The organism is Allobosea sp. 117 (assembly GCF_000702305.1).
Lineage (GTDB): Bacteria > Pseudomonadota > Alphaproteobacteria > Rhizobiales > Xanthobacteraceae > Ancylobacter.
Genome location: NZ_JNLC01000016.1, coordinates 191413 through 210485 on the forward strand (window position 1 = coordinate 191413; position 19073 = coordinate 210485).

17 protein-coding genes are annotated in these 19073 nt (G+C 68.2%); 7 read left to right on the forward strand and 10 right to left on the reverse strand.

Annotation, left to right across the window (positions count from 1 at the left end):
* Positions 1-42: 42 nt before the first annotated feature.
* Positions 43-669, reverse strand: a complete 627-nt coding sequence (locus U742_RS0117635; RefSeq protein ID WP_029355385.1) for a TetR/AcrR family transcriptional regulator — start codon at positions 667-669, stop codon at positions 43-45.
* Positions 670-893: 224 nt separating this feature from the next.
* Between U742_RS0117635 and U742_RS0117640 the strand changes: the two genes are divergently transcribed.
* Together U742_RS0117640 and U742_RS0117645 are read left to right on the forward strand one after the other, a co-directional pair.
* On the forward strand, positions 894-1862 hold the full coding sequence (locus U742_RS0117640; RefSeq protein WP_029355388.1) for a homocysteine S-methyltransferase family protein: 969 nt from the start codon (positions 894-896) through the stop codon (positions 1860-1862).
* 114 nt (positions 1863-1976) lie between these two features.
* Positions 1977-3329, forward strand: coding sequence for an esterase-like activity of phytase family protein (locus tag U742_RS0117645; RefSeq protein ID WP_029355390.1), 1353 nt, complete (start codon positions 1977-1979; stop codon positions 3327-3329).
* 37 nt (positions 3330-3366) lie between these two features.
* On the opposite strand, the gene U742_RS0117650 is transcribed toward U742_RS0117645, so the two are convergent.
* Positions 3367-4230, reverse strand: coding sequence for a DMT family transporter (locus tag U742_RS0117650; protein WP_029355392.1), 864 nt, complete (start codon positions 4228-4230; stop codon positions 3367-3369).
* Positions 4231-4448: 218 nt separating this feature from the next.
* Here U742_RS0117650 and U742_RS0117655 point away from each other — a divergent pair, with 218 nt between their 5' ends.
* Positions 4449-5231, forward strand: coding sequence for an alpha/beta hydrolase (locus U742_RS0117655; protein WP_051661302.1), 783 nt, complete (start codon positions 4449-4451; stop codon positions 5229-5231).
* Between the two features lie 30 nt (positions 5232-5261).
* On the opposite strand, the gene U742_RS0117660 is transcribed toward U742_RS0117655, so the two are convergent.
* The 5 genes from U742_RS0117660 to U742_RS0117680 all read right to left on the reverse strand — a co-directional run bounded on the left by U742_RS0117660 (position 5262) and on the right by U742_RS0117680 (position 9852).
* Positions 5262-5624: a hypothetical protein gene (locus U742_RS0117660; protein ID WP_029355396.1), complete on the reverse strand. Its 363-nt coding sequence runs from the start codon at positions 5622-5624 to the stop codon at positions 5262-5264.
* A gap of 170 nt (positions 5625-5794) precedes the next feature.
* The gene (gene glpX, locus U742_RS0117665; protein ID WP_029355398.1) at positions 5795-6790 is read right to left on the reverse strand and encodes a class II fructose-bisphosphatase; all 996 of its coding nucleotides are present in this window, start codon (positions 6788-6790) and stop codon (positions 5795-5797) included.
* Positions 6791-6804: 14 nt separating this feature from the next.
* Entirely contained in the window at positions 6805-8124 is a 1320-nt protein-coding gene (locus U742_RS0117670) for a homoserine dehydrogenase (protein ID WP_029355400.1), read from the reverse strand.
* Positions 8125-8184: 60 nt separating this feature from the next.
* The gene (locus tag U742_RS0117675; RefSeq protein WP_029355403.1) at positions 8185-9402 is read right to left on the reverse strand and encodes an LL-diaminopimelate aminotransferase; all 1218 of its coding nucleotides are present in this window, start codon (positions 9400-9402) and stop codon (positions 8185-8187) included.
* 123 nt (positions 9403-9525) lie between these two features.
* Positions 9526-9852: a hypothetical protein gene (locus U742_RS0117680; protein ID WP_029355405.1), complete on the reverse strand. Its 327-nt coding sequence runs from the start codon at positions 9850-9852 to the stop codon at positions 9526-9528.
* Between the two features lie 271 nt (positions 9853-10123).
* Between U742_RS0117680 and phaC the strand changes: the two genes are divergently transcribed.
* Positions 10124-11827, forward strand: coding sequence for a class I poly(R)-hydroxyalkanoic acid synthase (gene phaC, locus U742_RS0117685; RefSeq protein WP_248310418.1), 1704 nt, complete (start codon positions 10124-10126; stop codon positions 11825-11827).
* Complete coding sequence (locus tag U742_RS23430; RefSeq protein WP_197028285.1) at positions 11824-12624, forward strand: lysozyme inhibitor LprI family protein; 801 nt, start codon at positions 11824-11826, stop codon at positions 12622-12624. The genes phaC and U742_RS23430 overlap by 4 nt, the downstream gene beginning before the upstream one ends.
* Positions 12625-12689: 65 nt before the next feature.
* Here the strand turns inward: U742_RS23430 and argC are convergent, their stop codons facing one another.
* Positions 12690-13745: an N-acetyl-gamma-glutamyl-phosphate reductase gene (argC, locus tag U742_RS0117695; RefSeq protein ID WP_029355411.1), complete on the reverse strand. Its 1056-nt coding sequence runs from the start codon at positions 13743-13745 to the stop codon at positions 12690-12692.
* Between the two features lie 216 nt (positions 13746-13961).
* Here argC and U742_RS0117700 point away from each other — a divergent pair, with 216 nt between their 5' ends.
* A complete protein-coding gene (locus U742_RS0117700; RefSeq protein ID WP_029355413.1) occupies positions 13962-14246 on the forward strand; it encodes a hypothetical protein in 285 nt (94 codons plus the stop codon).
* Positions 14247-14344: 98 nt separating this feature from the next.
* A complete protein-coding gene (parE, locus tag U742_RS0117705; protein WP_029355415.1) occupies positions 14345-16384 on the forward strand; it encodes a DNA topoisomerase IV subunit B in 2040 nt (679 codons plus the stop codon).
* 28 nt (positions 16385-16412) lie between these two features.
* On the opposite strand, the gene U742_RS0117710 is transcribed toward parE, so the two are convergent.
* Both U742_RS0117710 and U742_RS0117715 read right to left on the reverse strand, forming a co-directional pair.
* On the reverse strand, positions 16413-18266 hold the full coding sequence (locus tag U742_RS0117710) for a heavy metal translocating P-type ATPase (protein WP_029355417.1): 1854 nt from the start codon (positions 18264-18266) through the stop codon (positions 16413-16415).
* 157 nt (positions 18267-18423) lie between these two features.
* Complete coding sequence (locus U742_RS0117715) at positions 18424-19053, reverse strand: LysE family translocator (RefSeq protein ID WP_029355419.1); 630 nt, start codon at positions 19051-19053, stop codon at positions 18424-18426.
* Positions 19054-19073: the final 20 nt, after the last annotated feature.

The following is a 19073-nucleotide window of genomic DNA, read 5'->3' on the forward strand; positions in this document are numbered from 1 at the left end:
GCGGGCGCCCGCGTCGAGAGCCGCAGCGCGGCTCAGGCAGGCTCAGCGCGCGAAGCTGCGGCGGATGAGGTCGCGATAGAGCAGGATCTGCTTCGGCAGGATGCTCGGGTCTTTCAAGGCCCGGCCCATGACAAGCCCGCCCTCGATGATGGTCGAGACCATGTCGGCGAGCGCGTCGAGGTCGACGGGCTCGGACGGCGGATAGCGCTTGGCCACGGCGTCGAGGCGCGCGCGGAAGCGGCGGCGCCAGGCGAGCACACTCTCCGCATTCAGTGCGTGGACGGTCTGGTCAAATAATTGATCCTGGTAGCACAGCGTCGCGACGAGGCAGCCGGGATGCACCTCCTCCAGCTCCGCCATCATCTCCGCGAACAGGCGCAAGGCGATCAGCAGCCCGTGAAGCGGGTCGTCGTTCAGTTCGTCCGCGCGGCGGAACAGCTCGTCCATGATCGCCCGCTCATGATCGAGGTGCCGGCGCAGCAGCGCCCGCGCGAGATCGTTCTTGTCCTTGAAGTGATAGAAGAAACCGCTCTTGGTGATGCCCACCCCGGCGATCAGCTCGTCGATCGATGTCGACGCGAAGCCCTTGGCGAGGATCGAGCGCTCGGCGAGGTCGAGCAGGCGCTTCCTGGTGTCGGTGCGGCGGCGCGGCGTGGTAGTGTCGAGCATGGCTTACTTTACCTTGGGTACAGTTCAGCACATCGCGTCCGGCCGCGGAGCCGCCCGGACCACTTGACCGGCTTAGCCAAACATCTGTGAATGCAGGATGAATTGATTGCGACCTGTGAGTGTACCACGCGCCTGCTAGAAGCCGCCGGCAGGACAGGCGATACCGGCGCCCATTCCCGGCATGGTCGGCAACCGGGCGGGAACACTTCTGAGGATCTTCGATCATGACTCATCGTCACGCCAGATATCGCCACCAGCTTCCGCTCCTGTCGGAGACCGTCTTCATCATGGACGGCGGCATGGAGACCACCTTCATCTTCCATGAAGGCGTCGAGCTGCCTTATTTCGCGTCCATCGACCTGATGAGGACGGATGAGGGGCGCGAGCGCCTGCGCTCCTATTACACGCGCTTCCTCTCGCTTGCCCGCGACCGCGGCGCCGGCTTCGTGATCGACGGCCCGAACTGGCGGGCAAGCCCGGACTGGGCGCCGAAGCTCGGCCTCTCCACGGACGAGATGATGGAGCTTAACCGCGCCAGCATCGATCTCATGGCCGATCTGCGCGAGCGCTTCGGGACGCCGTCGACGCCGATCGTGATCGCCGGCGTCGTCGGGCCGCGCGGCGACGGCTATCAGCCGGGCGCGATGATGTCCGTCGAGGAGGCGGCGCGCTACCATGCGCGGCAGATCGAGACCTTCGCCGACACCGCCGCCGACATGGTGAGCGCCTATACGCTCAACTATGTCGAGGAGGCGATCGGTGTCGCGCTTGCCGCGCAGGCGGTGGACATGCCCTCGACCATCTCCTTCACGCTGGAGACCGACGGACGGCTGCCGAGCGGGCAGAGCCTGCGCGAGGCAATCGAGCAGGTGGACGCGGCAACCGGCGCCGCGCCGGCCTATTTCATGATCAACTGCGCCCACCCGACGCATTTCCAGAACGTCGTCGCCGAGGGCGGGGCGTGGCTCGACCGCATCCGCGGCCTGCGCGCCAACGCCTCGATGCGCAGCCATGCCGAGCTCGATTCCGCGCCGGACCTCGACGCCGGCAATCCGGTCGAGCTCGGCCGGCAGTATCGCGACCTGCGCAGCCGGATGCGGAACCTCAACATCCTCGGAGGCTGCTGCGGCACCGACTTCCGGCATGTCGAGCAGATCTGCCTCGCCTGCCTGCCGGAGCCGCAGGCGGCTTAGCCGGACACAGCCGCAACGTCATCAAGGTGTCGTCGTAACGTAACGCGAGCGACATGGGCTGGGCGGAGGAAGGGGCCACGGCGCAATGCCGGGTTCCGAAGGAGACCTCCGACCATGAAACGCTCCGCCCTCCTCGCCGGCGTCGCGCTGGCGCTTCTCGCCGCGGCGCCGGCCCGCGCCGACCAGGCATATCCCGCGACGCTGGCCGGCCACGCCGTGCTGCCGGCGGCGAGCTTCGTCGAGATGCCGGCCGACGCGCCCGAGGACCTGAGGACCTCCGGCAAATACACGACGGGCAAGCGCGTCGACGCCATCGGCTCGGTCGAGGGCAAGTCCGGCGGCCGTCCCACCGGCGTGTCTCTGCCCTTCAAGGGCCAGCCGCGGCAGGGGCATTCCGGCATCAAGGTCATGCCCGACGGCTCGTTCTGGATCATCACCGACAACGGCATGGGCGCGAAGGCGAACAGCCCGGATTCGGCGCTGTACCTCAACCGCTACCGCATCGACTGGGCGAAGGGCGCGTTCGAGCCGGTGGAAACCGTCTTCCTCACCGACCCGGACAAGAAGGTGCCGTTCCGCATCGTCCACGAGGGCACCGAGAAGCGCTACCTGACCGGCGCCGATTTCGACATCGAGAGCTTCCAGATCATCGGCGACGACATCTGGTTCGGCGAGGAGTTCGGCCCCTATCTCATCAGGACCGACATGAAGGGCCGCGTACGCGCGGTGTTCGAGACGGTGGCCGGCGAGACGCCGGTACGCTCGCCGGACCACTACGCCGTCGCCTCCCCCGGCGCACCGAATGCCGCCACCGAGTTCAACGCCCGCCGCTCCAAGGGCTATGAGGGCATGGCCGCCTCCAAGGACGGCAGGTTCCTCTACGCGCTGCTCGAAGGTCCGCTCTGGGACGCGGCGAAGAAGGACTGGCAGAAGACCGTAGACGGCAAGGAATTCCTGCCGATCCTCGAATTTGACGTCGTCGGCCAGAAATGGACCGGGCGCATGTGGCAATACGTGCTGGAGCAGAACGGCAACGCCATCGGCGACTTCAACATGATCGACGCCACCACCGGCCTGATCATCGAGCGCGACAATGGCGAAGGCACCGCCGACAAGGCCTGCGCGCCCGGTACCAAGGGGCCGGACTGCTTCCACGACCTCGCCAAGTTCAAGCGCGTCTACAAGATCGAGCTGACCGACGCCAATGCCGGCCGGCCGGTGCGCAAGATCGGCCATATCGACCTGATGAAGATCGTCGATCCGGACAAGAAGGCGCTGAAGCCGCTCAATGACGGCGTGCTGACCTTCCCGTTCTTCACCATCGAGAATGTCGACGTGGTCGACGCCAGCCACATCGTGGTCGGCAACGACAACAACCTGCCGTTCTCCTCCTCGCGCGACCCGAAGAAGGCCGACGACAACGAGCTGATCCTCATCGAGGTCGGCGAGTTCCTGAAGGCGAAGTGAGCGACAGGGTCGGCCGGATCGCCTCCGGCCGGCCCGCTCACGCCTGTTCGGGCAGCAGATCGGCCGGGCGGCGCAGCACCAACGCCACGCCGGCGACGACGATCGCGGCGCCGATCAGCTTGATCGGGGCCGGCGTGTCGCCCAGCAGCGCGATGCCGAAGATGACGGTGAGCATCGGCTGCACCATCGAGTAGGGCACCACGCTGTTCACCGGATGACGCTGCAGCAGCCAGTACCAGACGCCATAGGCGATGATCGAGGAGATCACCGCGCTGTAGACCACCGACAGCCAGCCATGCCAGCCGGCGGCGGCAAGCGCCTGCACCTGCCCGTCCTCGAGCGCGAAGGACAGCAGGGCGAGCATCGGCGTGGCGATTAGCGAGGTCCAGCCCATCACCGTGACCGGCGCGATCTCCGGCATCGACTTGATGACGAGGTTGCTCACCGCCCAGCCGCTCGCGCTGAGCACCAGCAACAACAGCGGCATCGGCGCCGGCAGGGTCGGCCCGGCCGCCAGCACGCCGATGCCGACCAGCGTGACGGCGAGACCCAGAATGCGGGCGAGGCCCAGCCGCTCGCGGAAGAAGATGGCGGCAAGGACGGTGGCGATCGGCGCGCCGAGTTGCACCAGCACTGCCGTGGTGCCCACCTCGGACATGCTCAGCGCGATGAAGAGCAGGCCAAAATGCATCAGCCCGAAGGTCAGCGACACCAGCAGCAGCCAGGGAAGCTGCTCGCGGGTGATGCGGGTGAACGGCACCACGAGCGCGGCGACCAGCGCGAAACGCAGCGCGCTCATCAGGATCGGGGGAATCTCGGCCACGCCCTGCTTGACGATGATCATGTTCAGCGCCCACGCGGAAACGACCGCGATGGCGAGCAGCTTGTCCTTCAGGGGCATGGGGTACCGGCGAGACGGCCGCATAACGGGAATCGCCGCCGGAAGGCGGCAGCCGGCGGTTTTGTTTGTCTACATCACGAATGGGCTCCCACCTACTGGTGTAACGACATGACTGTCCCGCGTCGGCGGCATGCGTGGCGCGGGCATGCCGGCGCCACGCGCGGGATGGCGTACGGGCCGGAATTTTCAAAGCGGTGCAATCGGGTTAAAGGGGCATCATGCAGAACGATGCCGTGCACGATACCGAGCAGCCCGACGAACCCACCACCGCCGGGGAGCTGGCGCTCGCCGGCCGGCTCGGCTTCCGCCATGCCGCGCCTACCAAGCCGCCGCTGCCGCCCGGCCGGCACGATCTCGGGCTGTTCGATCAGCGCGACTATGTGCTGGTGGTGCCGGAGGGCATCGATCCAGCTAAGCCGACGCCGCTGATGGTGCTGTTCCATGGCGGTGGTGGCAGCGCCGAGAAGATCATGCCGATTATGAAGCGGCATGCGGAGACGCGCGGCTTCCTGCTGCTGGTGCCGCAGTCGCTGTTTCCGACCTGGGACATCGTGATCGCCGGTAACGGGCCGGATCGCGAGCGGCTCGACATCGGGCTCGCCGAGGTCGCCTCGCGCTTCACGCTCGATCCCGCCCGCCTTGCCTTTGCCGGCCATTCGGACGGGGGCAGCTATTCGCTCTCGACCGGCCTGTCCAACGGGCGCTTCGTCACCCATGTACTGGCGTTCTCAGCCGGCTTCATGACGGTGCTGGCGCAGGAAGGCGCGCCGCGCGTCTTCGTCGCCCACGGCACGAAGGACACGCAGACGCCGATCGACACCGCCGGACGTTCCCACGCGCGCAAGCTGCGTGCGGCGGGCTACGACCTCGTCTATCTGGAATATGACGGCCCCCACGCCTCGCAGCCGCTCATGGTGCAGGTCGGCGTGGACTTCTTCCTCGGCAGGCGGGCGCCGGATGCGGCGAAGATCGCGGGACCGGCAGAACCGGCCCCGCGCTGAAATCCCGCCAGCGGTCAGCTCAGCTCTGGTTTAGCTGAGCTTCTTGGCCTTGCTGGCGATCTCGGCGACCTGGGCGTCGATATCCTTCATCAGCGCGACGAAGGCGTCCGGGCCGGCGTCGAGCGCCTTCTGCACGTCACTTGCCCAGGTGGAGTGGCGCAGCGTGAAGGTGGTGACCGCCGAGGAGGAGCCGTGCTTCTTCGTCAGGTGGTCGCTGATGCGGAACGGAATCGGCTCCAGCGCGAGATAGCGGCTGGTCTCGTGCTCCTTGATGAAGGCGGCGAAGGTCTCGGCCAGCGCGCGGTAGTCGTCCTTCTCGCAGAGCTCGGTCACCTTGGCGAGCAGCGGCACCAGCGGAGAATGATGGCTCTTCTGGTAGTCAGCGGCGGTCATGGGTCGTTCCTCATCGCGTCAACGGATTGAGGCGGGGCGCCTCGGCTTGCGGATCACAGCGCATTCCGCATCTCCGAGGTAAGCGGCCCGCCCCCGCCGATCAAGCCCGATCCGGAAAGCTTTCCCGATACGCGGCAAATCGCCCGCGGCGGCGAGCCCCCTGCCCGCGCTCAGTCGAGATGGAACTTCGACAGGTCGCGATGCTCGGCCTCGATCCAGCGCACCGTGCCGGAGGCCGAACGCATGACCACCGTATGGGTCCTCACCACGCCCTTGTCGTACTTCACGCCCTTGAGCAGGTTGCCGGTGGTGACACCGGTCGCCGCGATCAGGCAGTCGCCGCGCACCATGTCGGTGATGGTGTAGATCTTCTTCGGGTCGGAGACGCCCATCTTCTTGGCGCGGGCCCGCTTCTCGTCGGTGTCGAGGATCAGACGGGTGTACATCTCGCCGCCGATGCAGCGCAGCGCCGCCGCCGCCAGCACGCCCTCGGGGGCGCCGCCGGTGCCGAGATAGATGTCGACGCCGGTCTCGTCCGGGTTGGTGGTGTGGATGACGCCGGCGACGTCGCCGTCGGTGATGAGCTGCACCGCTGCGCCGGTCTTGCGCGCGGCGGCGATGATGCCGGCGTGGCGCGGACGGTCGAGGATCAGCGCGGTGATCTCGGAGGGCTTCACACCCTTGGCCTTGGCCAGCGAGTTGATGTTCTCCTCAGGGGAGGCGTCGATATCGATCGTGCCCTTGGGATAGCCGGGGCCGATAGCGATCTTCTCCATGTAGACGTCGGGGGCGTAGAGCATGGTGCCGCCCTCGGCCATCGCCATCACCGCGATGGAGCCCGGCATGTTCTTGGCGCACAGCGTGGTGCCCTCGAGCGGGTCGACCGCGATGTCGACTGCCGGCCCCTTGCCGGTGCCGAGTTCCTCGCCGATGAACAGCATCGGCGCCTCGTCGCGCTCGCCCTCGCCGATGACGATACGGCCGGCGATCGGCAGGCGGTTCAGCTCGCGCCGCATGGCGTCCACCGCGGCCTTATCGGCCGCCTTTTCGTCGCCGCGCCCGCGCAGGCTGGCGGAGGCGACCGCCGCGCGCTCGGTGACACGCACCAGCTCCAGCGTCAGGATGCGCTCCAGCGCCTGATCCGGTTTGACCGTGATTTCCGCCATGCTGTCAGCCCCTCTCAGTCCTTTTCTATACGTATCATCTGCGGTGGCGCGGTGATAACGCCGTCGGCCTCGATGGCCGCAATGGCGTGGCGCACCGCATCCTCGGTCGTCGCATAGGTGATCAGCACGACCGGCGCCGGGTTCTCGGCGCTCTCCGGGCGATCCCCGCCATGCGGACGGCCGCGACGGTGCTGCATGATGGATTCGAGCGAGATGTTCTGCTCCGCCATGTGCCGGGCGATGGTCGCCGCCGAACCGGGCCGGTCGACCACGGCAAGGCGGATATAATAGCCGCCCTCATGACGCTGGATTGTCGCCCGGCCGGCCTGCCGCAGGCTCGCCGCCGGATAACCGAACGGCGCGCCGCGCCGGCCGATGGCGGCGTCGCAGAGATCGGCCACCACGGCGGAGGCGGTGGCATCGCCGCCGGCACCCGGCCCGGCGAGGATCAGCGGCACGGCGTCGCCGTCGATGGCGACCGCGTTGGTGACACCGGACACCTGCGCGATCGGCCAGTGCTTGGGCACCATGGTCGGATGCACGCGCTGCTCGATGCCGGTCTCGGTCCGCACCGCGACGCCGAGCAGCTTCACCCTATAGCCGAGCTCGTCGGCGGCGGTGAGGTCGGCGAGCGTGATCGAGCGGATGCCCTCGACATGGATCGCGTCCGGATCGGGCTGGACGCCGAAGGCGAGCGCGACCAGCAGAGTCAGCTTATGGGCGGTGTCGAAGCCGTCGATGTCGAAGGTCGGGTCGGCCTCGGCATAGCCGAGATGCTGGGCCTCGGCGAGGCAGTCCTCGAAGGACAGCCCCTCCTCCTGCATCTTGGTGAGGATGTAGTTGCAGGTGCCGTTGAGGATGCCCGAGACGCGCTCGACGCGGTTGCCGAGCAGCGCCTCGCGCAGCGTCTTCACCACCGGAATGCCGCCGGCGACCGCCGCCTCGAAGCTGATCAGGGCGCCCTTGGCTTCAGCAGCCGCCGCGAGACTCGCGCCGTGATGGGCGAGCAGCGCCTTGTTGGCGGTGACGATGTCGTGGCCCGCCTCGATTGCGGCTTCCACCGCCCGGCAGGCGATGCCGTCCGAGCCGCCGATCAGCTCGACGAAGACGTCGATACCGGGATCGCGCGCCAGCTCGACCGCATCGTCGAACCAGCGCATGCCGGAAACATCGCAGTCGCGGTTGCGGGTACGATCGCGGGCACTGACCGCGACCACCTCGACGGGGCGCCCTGTGCGCAGGGCGATCTCGTCCTTGCGGCGTGAGAGCATGCGCACCACGCCTGCGCCGACCGTGCCGAGGCCGGCGATGCCTATTCTGAGCGGCGGCGCCATATGCAATCCGAACGCAACAGGGAACGAATACGACGCCCTCGCGGGGGTGAACCCCGCTTGTCAGCGCGCCGCGGCGAGAGGAACGACGTTGTGCAATGTTTCGGCGCCCGATTCAAGGAACCGCCGGACATTGCGCGCCGCCTGCCGGATGCGCTGCTCGTTCTCCACAAGCGCGATACGCACATAGTCGTCGCCGTGCTCGCCGAAGCCGACACCGGGGGCGACGGCGACGTCAGCCTTCTCGATCAGCAGCTTGGCGAACTCGACGCTGCCGAGACGGCGAAACTTCTCGGGGATCGGCACCCAGGCGAACATCGAGGCGCTCGGCGAGGGGATTTCCCAGCCGGCCTTGCCGAAGCTGTCCACCAGCACGTCGCGGCGCTTCTTGTAGACCGCGCGCATCTCGGCGATGCACTCCTGCGGGCCGTTGAGCGCGGCGGTGGCCGCCACCTGGATCGGCGTGTAGGCACCGTAGTCGAGATAGGACTTCACGCGGGCCAGCGCGGCGATGAGACGCTCGTTGCCGACCGCGAACCCCATGCGCCAGCCGGCCATGGAGAAGGTCTTCGACATGGAGGTGAACTCGACGGTGACGTCCATCGCGCCGGGCACCTGAAGCACGGACGGGGGCGGCACATCGTCGAAATAGACCTCGGAATAAGCGAGGTCGGAGAGCACGATGAGATCGTGCTTCTTCGCGAAGGCGACAACGTCGCGGTAGAAATCGATATCCGCCACGCAGGCCGTCGGGTTCGACGGATAGCAGAGCACCAGCGCCAGCGGCGAGGGAATGGAGTGCGCCACCGCGCGCTCCAGCGCATGGAAGAATTCCGGCCCCGGCTCGCAGGGCACCGAGCGGATCGCCGCGCCCGCCATCAGGAAGCCAAAGGCGTGGATCGGATAGCTGGGATTGGGCACGAGGATCACGTCGCCCGGGGCGGTGATCGCCTGCGCCATGTTGGCGAAGCCTTCCTTCGAGCCCAGCGTCGCGACCACTTGCGTGTCGGGATTCAGCTTCACGCCGAAGCGGCGCTCGTAATAGGCCGCCTGCGCGCGGCGCAGGCCCGGAATGCCCTTGGACGCCGAATAGCGGTCGGTGTGGGGCTTGCCGATGGTCTCCTTGAGCTTCTCGACCACATGCGCCGGGGCATCGAGGTCGGGGTTGCCCATACCGAGGTCCACGATGTCGGCGCCGGCGTTGCGGGCGGCGGCCTTTACACGGTTGACCTGCTCGAACACGTAAGGCGGCAGCCGGCGGATGCGGTGGAAATCGGTCATCGGTCTCAAGCTCCAGACCCGCCACGGATTCTCCCGGGGCGGCACGAGCGCGCTTCATACCATTGTTCGCTGGCGCGCACAGCGTTGGAATCGCAGGTTAAGGTGGCGGAAGCGTGATGTGCGCTACTGCCCGGCGTTCTCTTCAAGCTCCTGCTGCTTCTGTGATTCGCGCTGCTTGGCGACGTTCTGCAGGTCGTCCTGCATCTTCTTCTGCCCGGCGTCGTCGAGCACGGGCTTGTCGCTGGTCGGCGCAGAGATGGTCCCGAAGGTCGGGTAGGACAGCGTCTTCGGGTCTGGCCCGCGCACCTCGCCAACGCGGTCTTTCACGAAGGGAATGTCGGAAATCGCACATCCGGCGAGCATGAGCCCGGCCGCCAGGGCGGCGCAAACCGACGCCGGACGGCGCATGGCGGGCGGATGCCGGTCTTCCTTCCGCTTGATTCCGATCATCGCCGGGGTCTCCAAACTCGCCTCTTATACGATCTCATCGCGTTGCCGCGACACACTCGCTACTCCGGAGCACCGGGTTTATGATGCCTATCCGTCAGTGACCAGCCCGCGAGGACAAGCGGTGAGCAACAGGACCATCGTACAGCCCCCTCGCGCCAACGAGCGGAGCGACGCTTCCCCGAAACCGGACGCCGGCAAGGCCGACGGTCCCATCGACCTCGAAGCCTTTGCCGGCAACCTTGCCCGTCTGGTCGAAGAAGGCGGCAAAGCGATGGCCGCCTATCTGCGCCCGCGCGAGGACGGCCGGGTCAAGGACGACATGGCGGAGGACATCGCCGACGTCATGAAGACGCTCGGCCAGGTCGCGGAATACTGGCTGCAGGACCCCCAGCGGACGATCGACGCCCAGTCCCGGCTGATCGGCGGCTATCTGTCGCTGTGGTCCTCGACGCTGAAGAGGCTGAGCGGCGAGGAGGCCGAGCCGGTGGCGACGCCCGAGGTGCGCGACACCCGCTTCGCCGATGCCGAATGGAGCACCAACCCGTTCTTCGACGCGCTGAAGCAGACCTATCTGCTCACCGCGAACTGGGCGGAAAAGCTGGTCGACGACGCCGAGATCGACAGGCACACCAAGCACAAGGCGGAATTCTACGTCCGCCAGATCGCCAGCGCGGTGTCGCCGTCCAACTTCGTGCTGACCAACCCGGAGCTGCTGCGCACCACACTGGCCTCCAACGGCGAGAACCTCGTGCGCGGCATGAAGATGCTGGCCGAGGACATCGAGGCGGGCGGCGGCGACCTCAAGATCCGCCAGACCGACACGACCAAGTTCAAGGTCGGCGAAAACCTCGCCGCCACGCCGGGCAAAGTGATCTTCCAGAACGAGCTGATGCAGCTCATCCAGTACGCTCCGACCACCGAGACGGTGCTGAAGCCGCCGCTGGTGATCGTGCCGCCGTGGATCAACAAGTTCTACGTGCTCGACCTCAACGCGGAGAAATCCTTCATCCGCTGGGCGGTGGCGCAGGGCCTGACGGTGTTCGTGATCTCCTGGGTCAATCCCGATCCCTCGCATGCCAATAAGGGCTTCGAGTCCTACATGCAGGACGGCGTGCTGAAGGCGATGGAGGTCGCCCGGCAGGCCTCCGGCTCGCGCGACCTTCACATGGCGGGCTATTGCGTCGGCGGCACCATGCTCGCCATCACCCTCGCCTGGCTGGCGGCGGCAAGGAAGGACAAGGGCATACGCTCGGCCACCTTCCTGACGACACAGGTCGACTTCACCTATGCCGGCGACCTCAAGGTGTTCATCGACGAGGAGCAGGTCGCGGCCATCGAGCGGCGCATGCTGGAGGCGGGCGTGCTGGAGGGCCGGCGCATGGCCAACGCCTTCAACATGCTGCGCGCCAACGACCTGATCTGGCCCTATGTGGTCAATAACTACCTCAAGGGCCAGGCGCCCTTCCCCTTCGACATGCTCTATTGGAACGCCGACTCGACCCGGTTGCCGGCGGCCAACCACTCTTTCTATCTGCGCAGTTGCTACCTCGAGAACCGGCTCGCCAAGGGCGAGCTGACCCTCGGCGGGCTGAAGATCGACCTGAAGCGGGTGACGCTGCCGACCTACAGCCTCGCCACCCGCGAGGATCACATCGCGCCGGCACCCTCGGTGTTCTTCGGCATGCAGAAATTCGGTACGCCGACCCGCTTCGTGCTCGCCGCCTCCGGCCACATCGCCGGGGTCATCAACCCGCCCTCGCGCGCCAAGTACCAGTACTGGACCGGCCCCTCCCCCTCGGGCGCCTATGAGAAGTGGATCGACGATGCCGAGGCACACCCCGGCTCGTGGTGGCCGGACTGGCTCTCATGGATCGAGGCGATCGAACCCCGGCGCGTGCCGGCGCGGGTACCCGGCGGCAAGAAGTTCGCGCCGATCGAGGACGCGCCGGGCAGCTATGTGAAGGTCAAGGCGTGAGCGCTCGCCGTCTTGCCGCTGCCCTCGGCCTGCTTGGGCTGATCGCCGCGCCCCACGCGGCGGGCGCGGCCAGCTTCGATTGCGCCAAGGCGGCCGCCCCCGACGAGCGTGCCATATGCGCCGACGCCACCCTCTCGGCGCTCGACAGCGAGATGGGCGGCCTCTGGTACGCCTATGACCGCGTGCCGATGCTGATGGGGGGAAGCGGCACGCGGCGCGACGAGGCGCGCGCCTTCCTCGCGGCGCGGGCGCAGTGCGGCGCCAATGCCGGCTGCCTCCTGCCGCTCTATCGCAACCGCGTGGCCACACTGCAGTTGCAGATCGACGACGCGATGGAGACGCTCACGCGTCAGGCCAATGCCGCTCCGGCGCCACCCGCTCCAGCGCCGCAGCCGGTGATGGACCAGGTCGGCGCCTTCTTCGCGCAATGCAGTGCGGCGGGCGGCAAGCTGCAGGGCAATGCGTGGCCGGCGATGATGAGCGCCGACATCGATCATGACGGCCGGCTCGACTATGTGCTCAACACGCAGACGCTGCGCTGCGACGGCGCGCCGACTGCCTATTGCGCCGCCGCCGACGGCTGCGACATCGCCGTCAGCCTGTCGCGCGCCAGTTACGCGCCGACGAAGCTGCGCGGCGTCCGCCCGACGCTGATGCAGGGCGCCGATCTGGCGACGTTCTATCTGCGGGTCGACAAGAAGCTGTGCAGCGACGTCACCTCCGGCACGGCCTGCTGGGGTACGTGGAAGTGGAACGGCACGGCGCTGGCGCCGAGCTACAAGGCCCGGCAGCGCTAGAGCATTTAATCGAGAGCACGTTCTTGCCGATCAGGTGATTCCACCCGATCGGCAAGGGCTCGGCCTCACGGGAACAGCGCGATCTGATCGAGACCCGTCGTCTCGGGATAGCCGAGCACGAGGTTCATGTTCTGCACCGCCTGGCCGGAGGCGCCCTTCACCAGATTGTCGGTCGCCGAGATGACGATCACCCGGTCCGGCGCGCGATCCTGGATCACGCCGATGAAAGCCATGTTCGAGCCCTTCACGAAGCGCGACTGCGGCACCTGCCCGAGCGGCAGCACGTGCACGAAGGGCTCGGCCCTGTAGAAATCGGCCAGCACCCGGTGCACACCGGCCGCGCCGACGCCGGCGCCGGTCTTCAGATAGATGGTCGCGTAGATGCCGCGATTCATCGGCACCAGATGCGGCGTGAAGCTCGGCACCACGCTGCGGCCGGCCGCCTTGGAATATTCCTGGTCGAGCTCGGCCATGTGGCGATGGTGGCCGACGCCATAGGCGTGCATGCCGTCGCTCACCTCGGTGAAGAGCAGCGATTCCTTGGCCGAACGGCCGGCGCCGGTGACGCCGCTCTTGGCGTCGATGACGATGTTCTCGGGCTCCACCGCGCCGGCCTCGATCAGCGGCACCACCGGCAGGATCGCCGTGGTGGTGTAGCAGCCGGGATTGGCGATAAGCCGAGCCTTGCGGATGTCCGAGCGATAGAGCTCGGTGATGCCGTAGACGGCCTCCTGCTGCAGCTCCAGCGCCTGATGGGGGTGGCCGTACCACTGCTCATAGGCGCCGGGATCGCGCAGCCGGAAATCGGCCGAGAGATCGACGATCTTGATGTGCGGCGCGAGCTCGAAGGTGCGCTTGATCACCTGCTGCGTCGTGCCGTGCGGCAGCGCGCAGAAGGCGAGATCGACATTGGACCAGTCGACCTCCTCGATCGTCACCAGCTTGGGCAGGCTCAGCGGCGCGAATTGCGGGAAGACGTCGGCCATGCTCTGGCCGGCCTTGCGGTCGGCGGTGAGCGCGACGATCTCGACGCGCGGATGGCGGACGAGCAGTCGCACGAGTTCCGAGCCCGTATAGCCCGAAGCACCCAGTATCGCGATCCTCGCCTTGGCATCCGTCATGGACCCGTCCTCCAACTGCGCAGCGCGCCCTACATAAGCGCGGGCGCGCGCACCGCAATGCGCCCCGCGTCTACACCGAACCGCGCTGCGACGAAAGACGAGGCGGCGCTGGGCCGCCATGCCTTGCTGCGGCGAAACCTTGCTGCCATGAAAAGAATGACGATATGACTACCCCCAGCGGTGCGGGCCGCTCTCATGTAGAAGGAGCGTCTCGCCATGCTCAGCCCTTTCGGATTCATCGGCCTCGGCTTTGAACTCGCCGGCCTCGCCAGCGAGGCGCAGGCGGTGGTAGCGCTGCGGCTCGCCCGCTTCGGCTCCGGCGACGTGCGCTCCGGCATGGAGGCCATGCGGATGGTGTCCGAGAAGATGGTGGCGCTCGGCGAGGCCAATCTGCGGATCGCCTCGGCGGCCGCCACCGGACGGCTCGACACGGCGCCTTCCGGCGTCGTTTCGCTCTACCGCCGGAAAGTGCGCGCCAACCGGCGCAGACTCTCGCGTTGAACGCGCGGCAGTACCGTCCCGCGCAAGGGGCTGGCATAGTGCGTGGGAAGAACGAATCGCGTCCAACGTGACCACGCCCGCCCCGAGCCGAAGGCCCCATGTCGAATCCGAACGATCTCTTCGCCACGCTGCCCGAACCCGAGCCTCGCCGCCCCGCAGCGGCGAAGGCGGAGCCGCGTCCAGCCTCCTCCTCGGCCGAGGCGGCCTATACCGCCGCGCATATCGAGGTGCTGGAAGGGCTGGAGCCGGTTCGCCGGCGGCCGGGCATGTATATCGGCGGCACCGACGAGAAGGCGCTGCACCACCTTTTCGCCGAGGTGATCGACAATTCGATGGACGAGGCGGTGGCGGGGCATGCCAGCTTCATCGAGGTCGAGCTCGATAGCGACGGCTTCCTGACCGTCACCGACAACGGCCGCGGCATCCCGGTCGAGAACCATCCGCGCTTTCCCGGCAAGTCGGCGCTGGAGGTGATCCTCACCACGCTGCATGCCGGCGGCAAGTTCGACAGCAAGGTCTACGAGACCTCGGGCGGCCTGCATGGTGTCGGCGTCTCGGTGGTCAACGCGCTGTCCGACGTGCTGGAGGTCGAGGTGGCGCGCGGCCAGACGCTCTACCGCCAGACCTATTCGCGCGGCCTGCCGCAGGGGCCGCTCGCCGAAGTCGGCCGGGTGCTGAACCGGCGCGGCACGCGGATTCGGTTTCATCCGGACGCGCAGATCTTCGGCACCGAGGCCCGCTTCAAGCCCGCCCGCGTGTTCCGCATGGCGCGCTCCAAGGCCTATCTGTTCGGCGGCGTCGAGATCCGCTGGAACTGCGATCCGGCGCTCGTCGCCGGAACGGACGTGCCGGAGAAGGCCACCTTCCGCTTCCCCGGCGGCCTCAAGGACTATCTCGCTGCTGACATCACCGGCGGCACGCTGGTGCACTCGGATATCTTCGCCGGCAAGACGGCGCGGCCGGGCGGGCACGGCTCGGTGGAATGGGCGGTCGCCTGGCTTGCCGACGCCGATGGCGGCGTTTCCTCCTACTGCAACACCATCCCGACCGCCGAGGGCGGCACCCACGAGGCCGGCTTCCGCACCGCACTGCTGCGCGGCCTGCGCGACCATGCCGAGCGCATCGGCAGCGCAAAGCGCGCCGCCTCCGTCACCGGCGACGACGTGATGGCGGGCTGCGCGGCGATGCTCTCGGTGTTCGTCCGCGAGCCGGAGTTCCAGGGCCAGACCAAGGAGAAGCTCGCCACGGCGGAGGCGACGCGCATCGTCGAGAACGCGATCCGCGACCCGTTCGACCATTGGCTGGCCGGCAATCCGATGCAGGCGAGCCGGCTGCTCGACTGGGTGATCGAGCGCGCCGAGGAACGGCTTCGCAGGCGGCAGGAGAAGGAGATCTCCCGCAAGAGCGCAGTGCGCAAGCTGCGCCTGCCGGGCAAGCTCACCGACTGCTCGAACAGCTCGGCGGCCGGTTCGGAGCTGTTCATCGTCGAGGGCGATTCGGCCGGCGGCTCGGCCAAGATGGGCCGTGACCGGCAAACCCAAGCCATCCTGCCGCTGCGCGGCAAGATCCTGAACGTCGCCAGCGCCGGACGCGACAAGCTCGCCCAGAACCAGCAGCTCGCCGACCTCATCCAGGCGCTGGGCTGCGGCACCGGCAGCCACTACCGCGACGAGGACCTGCGCTACGAGCGGGTCATCATCATGACCGACGCCGATGTCGACGGCGCACACATCGCCTCGCTGCTGGTCACCTTCTTCTTCCGGCAGATGCCGAAGATGATCGAGAACGGCCACCTGTTCCTCGCCGTGCCGCCGCTCTACCGCATCGCGCAGGGTGCCAAGACGCTCTATGCGCGCGATGAGGCGCATCGCGACGCGCTGCTGGCGCGCGAGTTCAGCGGGCGCGGCAAGGTCGAGGTCAACCGCTTCAAGGGCCTCGGCGAGATGATGCCGGGCCAGCTCAAGGAAACCACCATGGACCCGAAGACGCGCACGCTGCTGCGCGTCACCGTGGAGGAGGCCGAGAAGGCCGCCACCGCCGATGCCGTCGAGCGACTGATGGGCAACAAGCCCGAGAGCCGCTTCGCCTTCATCTCCGAGCGCGCCGCCTTCGCCGGCGAGGAACTCCTGGATATCTGACAGGCTATGCGCTTGACGCGGCTCCGCGTCACGCGCCGGGCGGCGGGCCGCCCAGCGCCCGCAGGGCATTTAGGATCACCGCGACGTCGATCGCCTCCTGCACCAGCGCGCCCTGAACCGGGCTGAGCCACCCGGCGGCGGCAATCGCCATTGCCAGGAAGGACAGCCCGATGCCGACGATGACGCTTTGCCGGGCGATGCCGAGCGAGCGGCGGGCGATCGCCATCGCCTCGCCGAGGCGGTCCAGCCGGTCGGTCATCAGCACCGCGTCGGCGGCTTCCGAGGACGCCGCGGCTCCCCGCGCGCCCATGGCGACGCCAAGCGTCGCGGCCGCGAGCGCCGGCGCGTCGTTCACGCCATCGCCGAGCATCATCACCGGGCCGCGCCGTCGCTCCTCCTCGACGATCGCCACCTTGTCCTCGGGCCGGAGACCGGCGCGCACCTCGTCGACGCCGAGCGCGGCGCCGATATGCTCGGCGACGTCGCGCCGGTCGCCCGAAGCGAGCACGATGCGCTCGACGCCGGAGCGCCGCCAGCTTGCGAGCGCGCCGGCAGCCTCGGCGCGGAGCTCGTCCGCCAGCAGCAGCAGGCCCGCCGGGAGGCCATCCACCGCGATCGCCACGCGCAGCGTACCGGGCGAGCGCGGCACGTCATGCAGCACGCCGCCGCGAAGCGCGCTCCGCACATAATCGATGCCGCCGACGCGCACCCGGCGGCCGGCAACGTCGCCCTCGACCCCCTCGCCCGGCGTCTCCTCGACGTTGCGGGGCATGGAGAGCGTGAGGCCGCGCGCCTGCGCCGCGTGCACCAGCGAGGCGGCCACCACATGCTGCGAGGCCTGATCCAGAGAGGCGGCGAGCCGCAGCAACTCCGCCTCGGGCAGATCGCCCATCGGCTCGATGGCGACCAGGCTGGCTTGGCCCTGCGTCAGTGTCCCGGTCTTGTCGACCACGGCGCAGCGTATGCCGGCGAGCGCCTCGAGCACGCCCGCGCCCTTGACCAGCACGCCGCGCCGCGCCGCGCGGGACACACCGGCGATCAGCGCCACCGGCACGGCGAGGATCAGCGGGCACGGAGTCGCCGTAACGAGCACCGCGAGCGCGCGCACCGGATCGCCGCTCGCCGCATAGGCGCCGCCAGCGATGACCAGCACGACGGCGAGGAAGACCAGTGCATAGCGGTCGGCGAGGCGTCCGATCGGCGCCTTTGCCTCGCGCGCGGCCTCGACCAGCCGGACGATACCCGCATAGGTGCTCTCGGACGCGGGACGGTCGGCGAGAAGATCGAAGGGCGCGCCGGCGTTGAGCGCACCGCTCGGGATTTCAGCGTGCGGGGCGAGCGTCACCGGCAGCGATTCGCCAGTGAGCGCCGACAGGTCGATGAGCGCGATGCCGTCGGCCACCCGCCCGTCGACCGGAACCACCTCGCCCTTGCGCACCAGCAGGCGGTCGCCGGGCTTCACCGCCTCGATCGGCACCTCGCTCAGGCCGTCCTGCGCATAGCGCAGGGCCGAGCGGGGCGCGCGGGCGACCAGCGCCGCCATCTCGCGGGTGGCGCGGCGTTCCGCGAAGGTTTCGAGATACTGCCCGCCGGCATACATGAGCGCGACGACGACGGCGGCCAACGGTTCGCCGAGCAGCAGGGCGCCGCCCATCGACAGGGCCGCCACGATGTCGAGGCCGGTGTCGCCTCGGCGCAGGCTCACGACGATCTGCACCAGAAGCGTCGCGACGACCGGCACGGTGGCCAGCGCCCATACCGTCCCGGCGCCCCCGCCCCGGCCTGATGCGACGAGGAGGAAACCGGCGGCGAGCCCGAGGGCGGGGATGAGGACCAGCAGCGAGCGGATCGTCGTCACCCATCGGCGCGGCAGCGAGATCATGACGGCGGAACGGTCCCTGACGGACGACGCCCGCCCGAAGCTCCCCGCTCGCGCCGGGCTGGATCAAGATACAGATTGGAACGATTGAAAAGAATATCAGAACGAGGGAATCGCGAGCCGGTCGGCGGCGAGGCACTCCTGGGGCATCCGAGGGGCCTTACCGCCGCTCGAAGGCGATCCGTGCCGCGAGGCCGAGGAAGATGCAGCCGGTGAGCATCTGAAAACCGCGCGCGAGACGACGGCGCGCGGCGAGCCAGCTTCCGATGGTGCCGGCAAAGCCGCCGACGGCGAGGTTCACCAGCATGCCACCGGCATTGAAGATGCCGCCGAGAACGAGGAACTGCGCCAGCGTCGACCCCCGCTCGGGATCGACGAATTGCGGCAGGAAGGCGAGGATGAACACCGCAACCTTCGGGTTGAGCAGGTTCACCACCACCGCCTCGCGAAACGCGCGCGCCGCCGTCCCCGTCGCACCGGCGCGGAGCGCAAGATCAGGCGCGGGCTGCCGCCACGCCTGGACGGCCAGATAAACGAGATAGGCAACACCCGCCCAGCGGATAACCTCGAAGGCGGCCGGATGCGCGCGCAGCAGCGCGGCAAGGCCAACGCCGGCGATCAGCGTATGGATCAGCCCGCCAACGGTGATGCCGGCCGACGCCGCCATCCCGGCGCGCGGGCCGGCACGCATCCCCTGCCCCAGGCAGAACAGCATGTCGTTGCCGGGGGTGAGGTTCAGCGCCAGCGCCGCCGGCACGAAGATGAGGAGAACGTCCGTCGGAACCAGCATGCATGTGCCTCTTCTGTCCT

Bases quoted from the DNA above. Each gene is read 5' to 3' on its own strand.
- U742_RS0117635 (WP_029355385.1), bottom strand. From the start codon at position 669: ATGCTCGACACTACCACGCCGCGCCGCCGCACCGACACCAGGAAGCGC.
- U742_RS0117640 (WP_029355388.1), top strand. From the start codon at position 894: ATGACTCATCGTCACGCCAGATATCGCCACCAGCTTCCGCTCCTGTCG.
- U742_RS0117645 (WP_029355390.1), top strand. From the start codon at position 1,977: ATGAAACGCTCCGCCCTCCTCGCCGGCGTCGCGCTGGCGCTTCTCGCC.
- U742_RS0117650 (WP_029355392.1), bottom strand. From the start codon at position 4,230: ATGCCCCTGAAGGACAAGCTGCTCGCCATCGCGGTCGTTTCCGCGTGG.
- U742_RS0117655 (WP_051661302.1), top strand. From the start codon at position 4,449: ATGCAGAACGATGCCGTGCACGATACCGAGCAGCCCGACGAACCCACC.
- U742_RS0117660 (WP_029355396.1), bottom strand. From the start codon at position 5,624: ATGACCGCCGCTGACTACCAGAAGAGCCATCATTCTCCGCTGGTGCCG.
- glpX (WP_029355398.1), bottom strand. From the start codon at position 6,790: ATGGCGGAAATCACGGTCAAACCGGATCAGGCGCTGGAGCGCATCCTG.
- U742_RS0117670 (WP_029355400.1), bottom strand. From the start codon at position 8,124: ATGGCGCCGCCGCTCAGAATAGGCATCGCCGGCCTCGGCACGGTCGGC.
- U742_RS0117675 (WP_029355403.1), bottom strand. From the start codon at position 9,402: ATGACCGATTTCCACCGCATCCGCCGGCTGCCGCCTTACGTGTTCGAG.
- U742_RS0117680 (WP_029355405.1), bottom strand. From the start codon at position 9,852: ATGATCGGAATCAAGCGGAAGGAAGACCGGCATCCGCCCGCCATGCGC.
- phaC (WP_248310418.1), top strand. From the start codon at position 10,124: ATGGCCGCCTATCTGCGCCCGCGCGAGGACGGCCGGGTCAAGGACGAC.
- argC (WP_029355411.1), bottom strand. From the start codon at position 13,745: ATGACGGATGCCAAGGCGAGGATCGCGATACTGGGTGCTTCGGGCTAT.
- U742_RS0117700 (WP_029355413.1), top strand. From the start codon at position 13,962: ATGCTCAGCCCTTTCGGATTCATCGGCCTCGGCTTTGAACTCGCCGGC.
- parE (WP_029355415.1), top strand. From the start codon at position 14,345: ATGTCGAATCCGAACGATCTCTTCGCCACGCTGCCCGAACCCGAGCCT.
- U742_RS0117710 (WP_029355417.1), bottom strand. From the start codon at position 18,266: ATGATCTCGCTGCCGCGCCGATGGGTGACGACGATCCGCTCGCTGCTG.
- U742_RS0117715 (WP_029355419.1), bottom strand. From the start codon at position 19,053: ATGCTGGTTCCGACGGACGTTCTCCTCATCTTCGTGCCGGCGGCGCTG.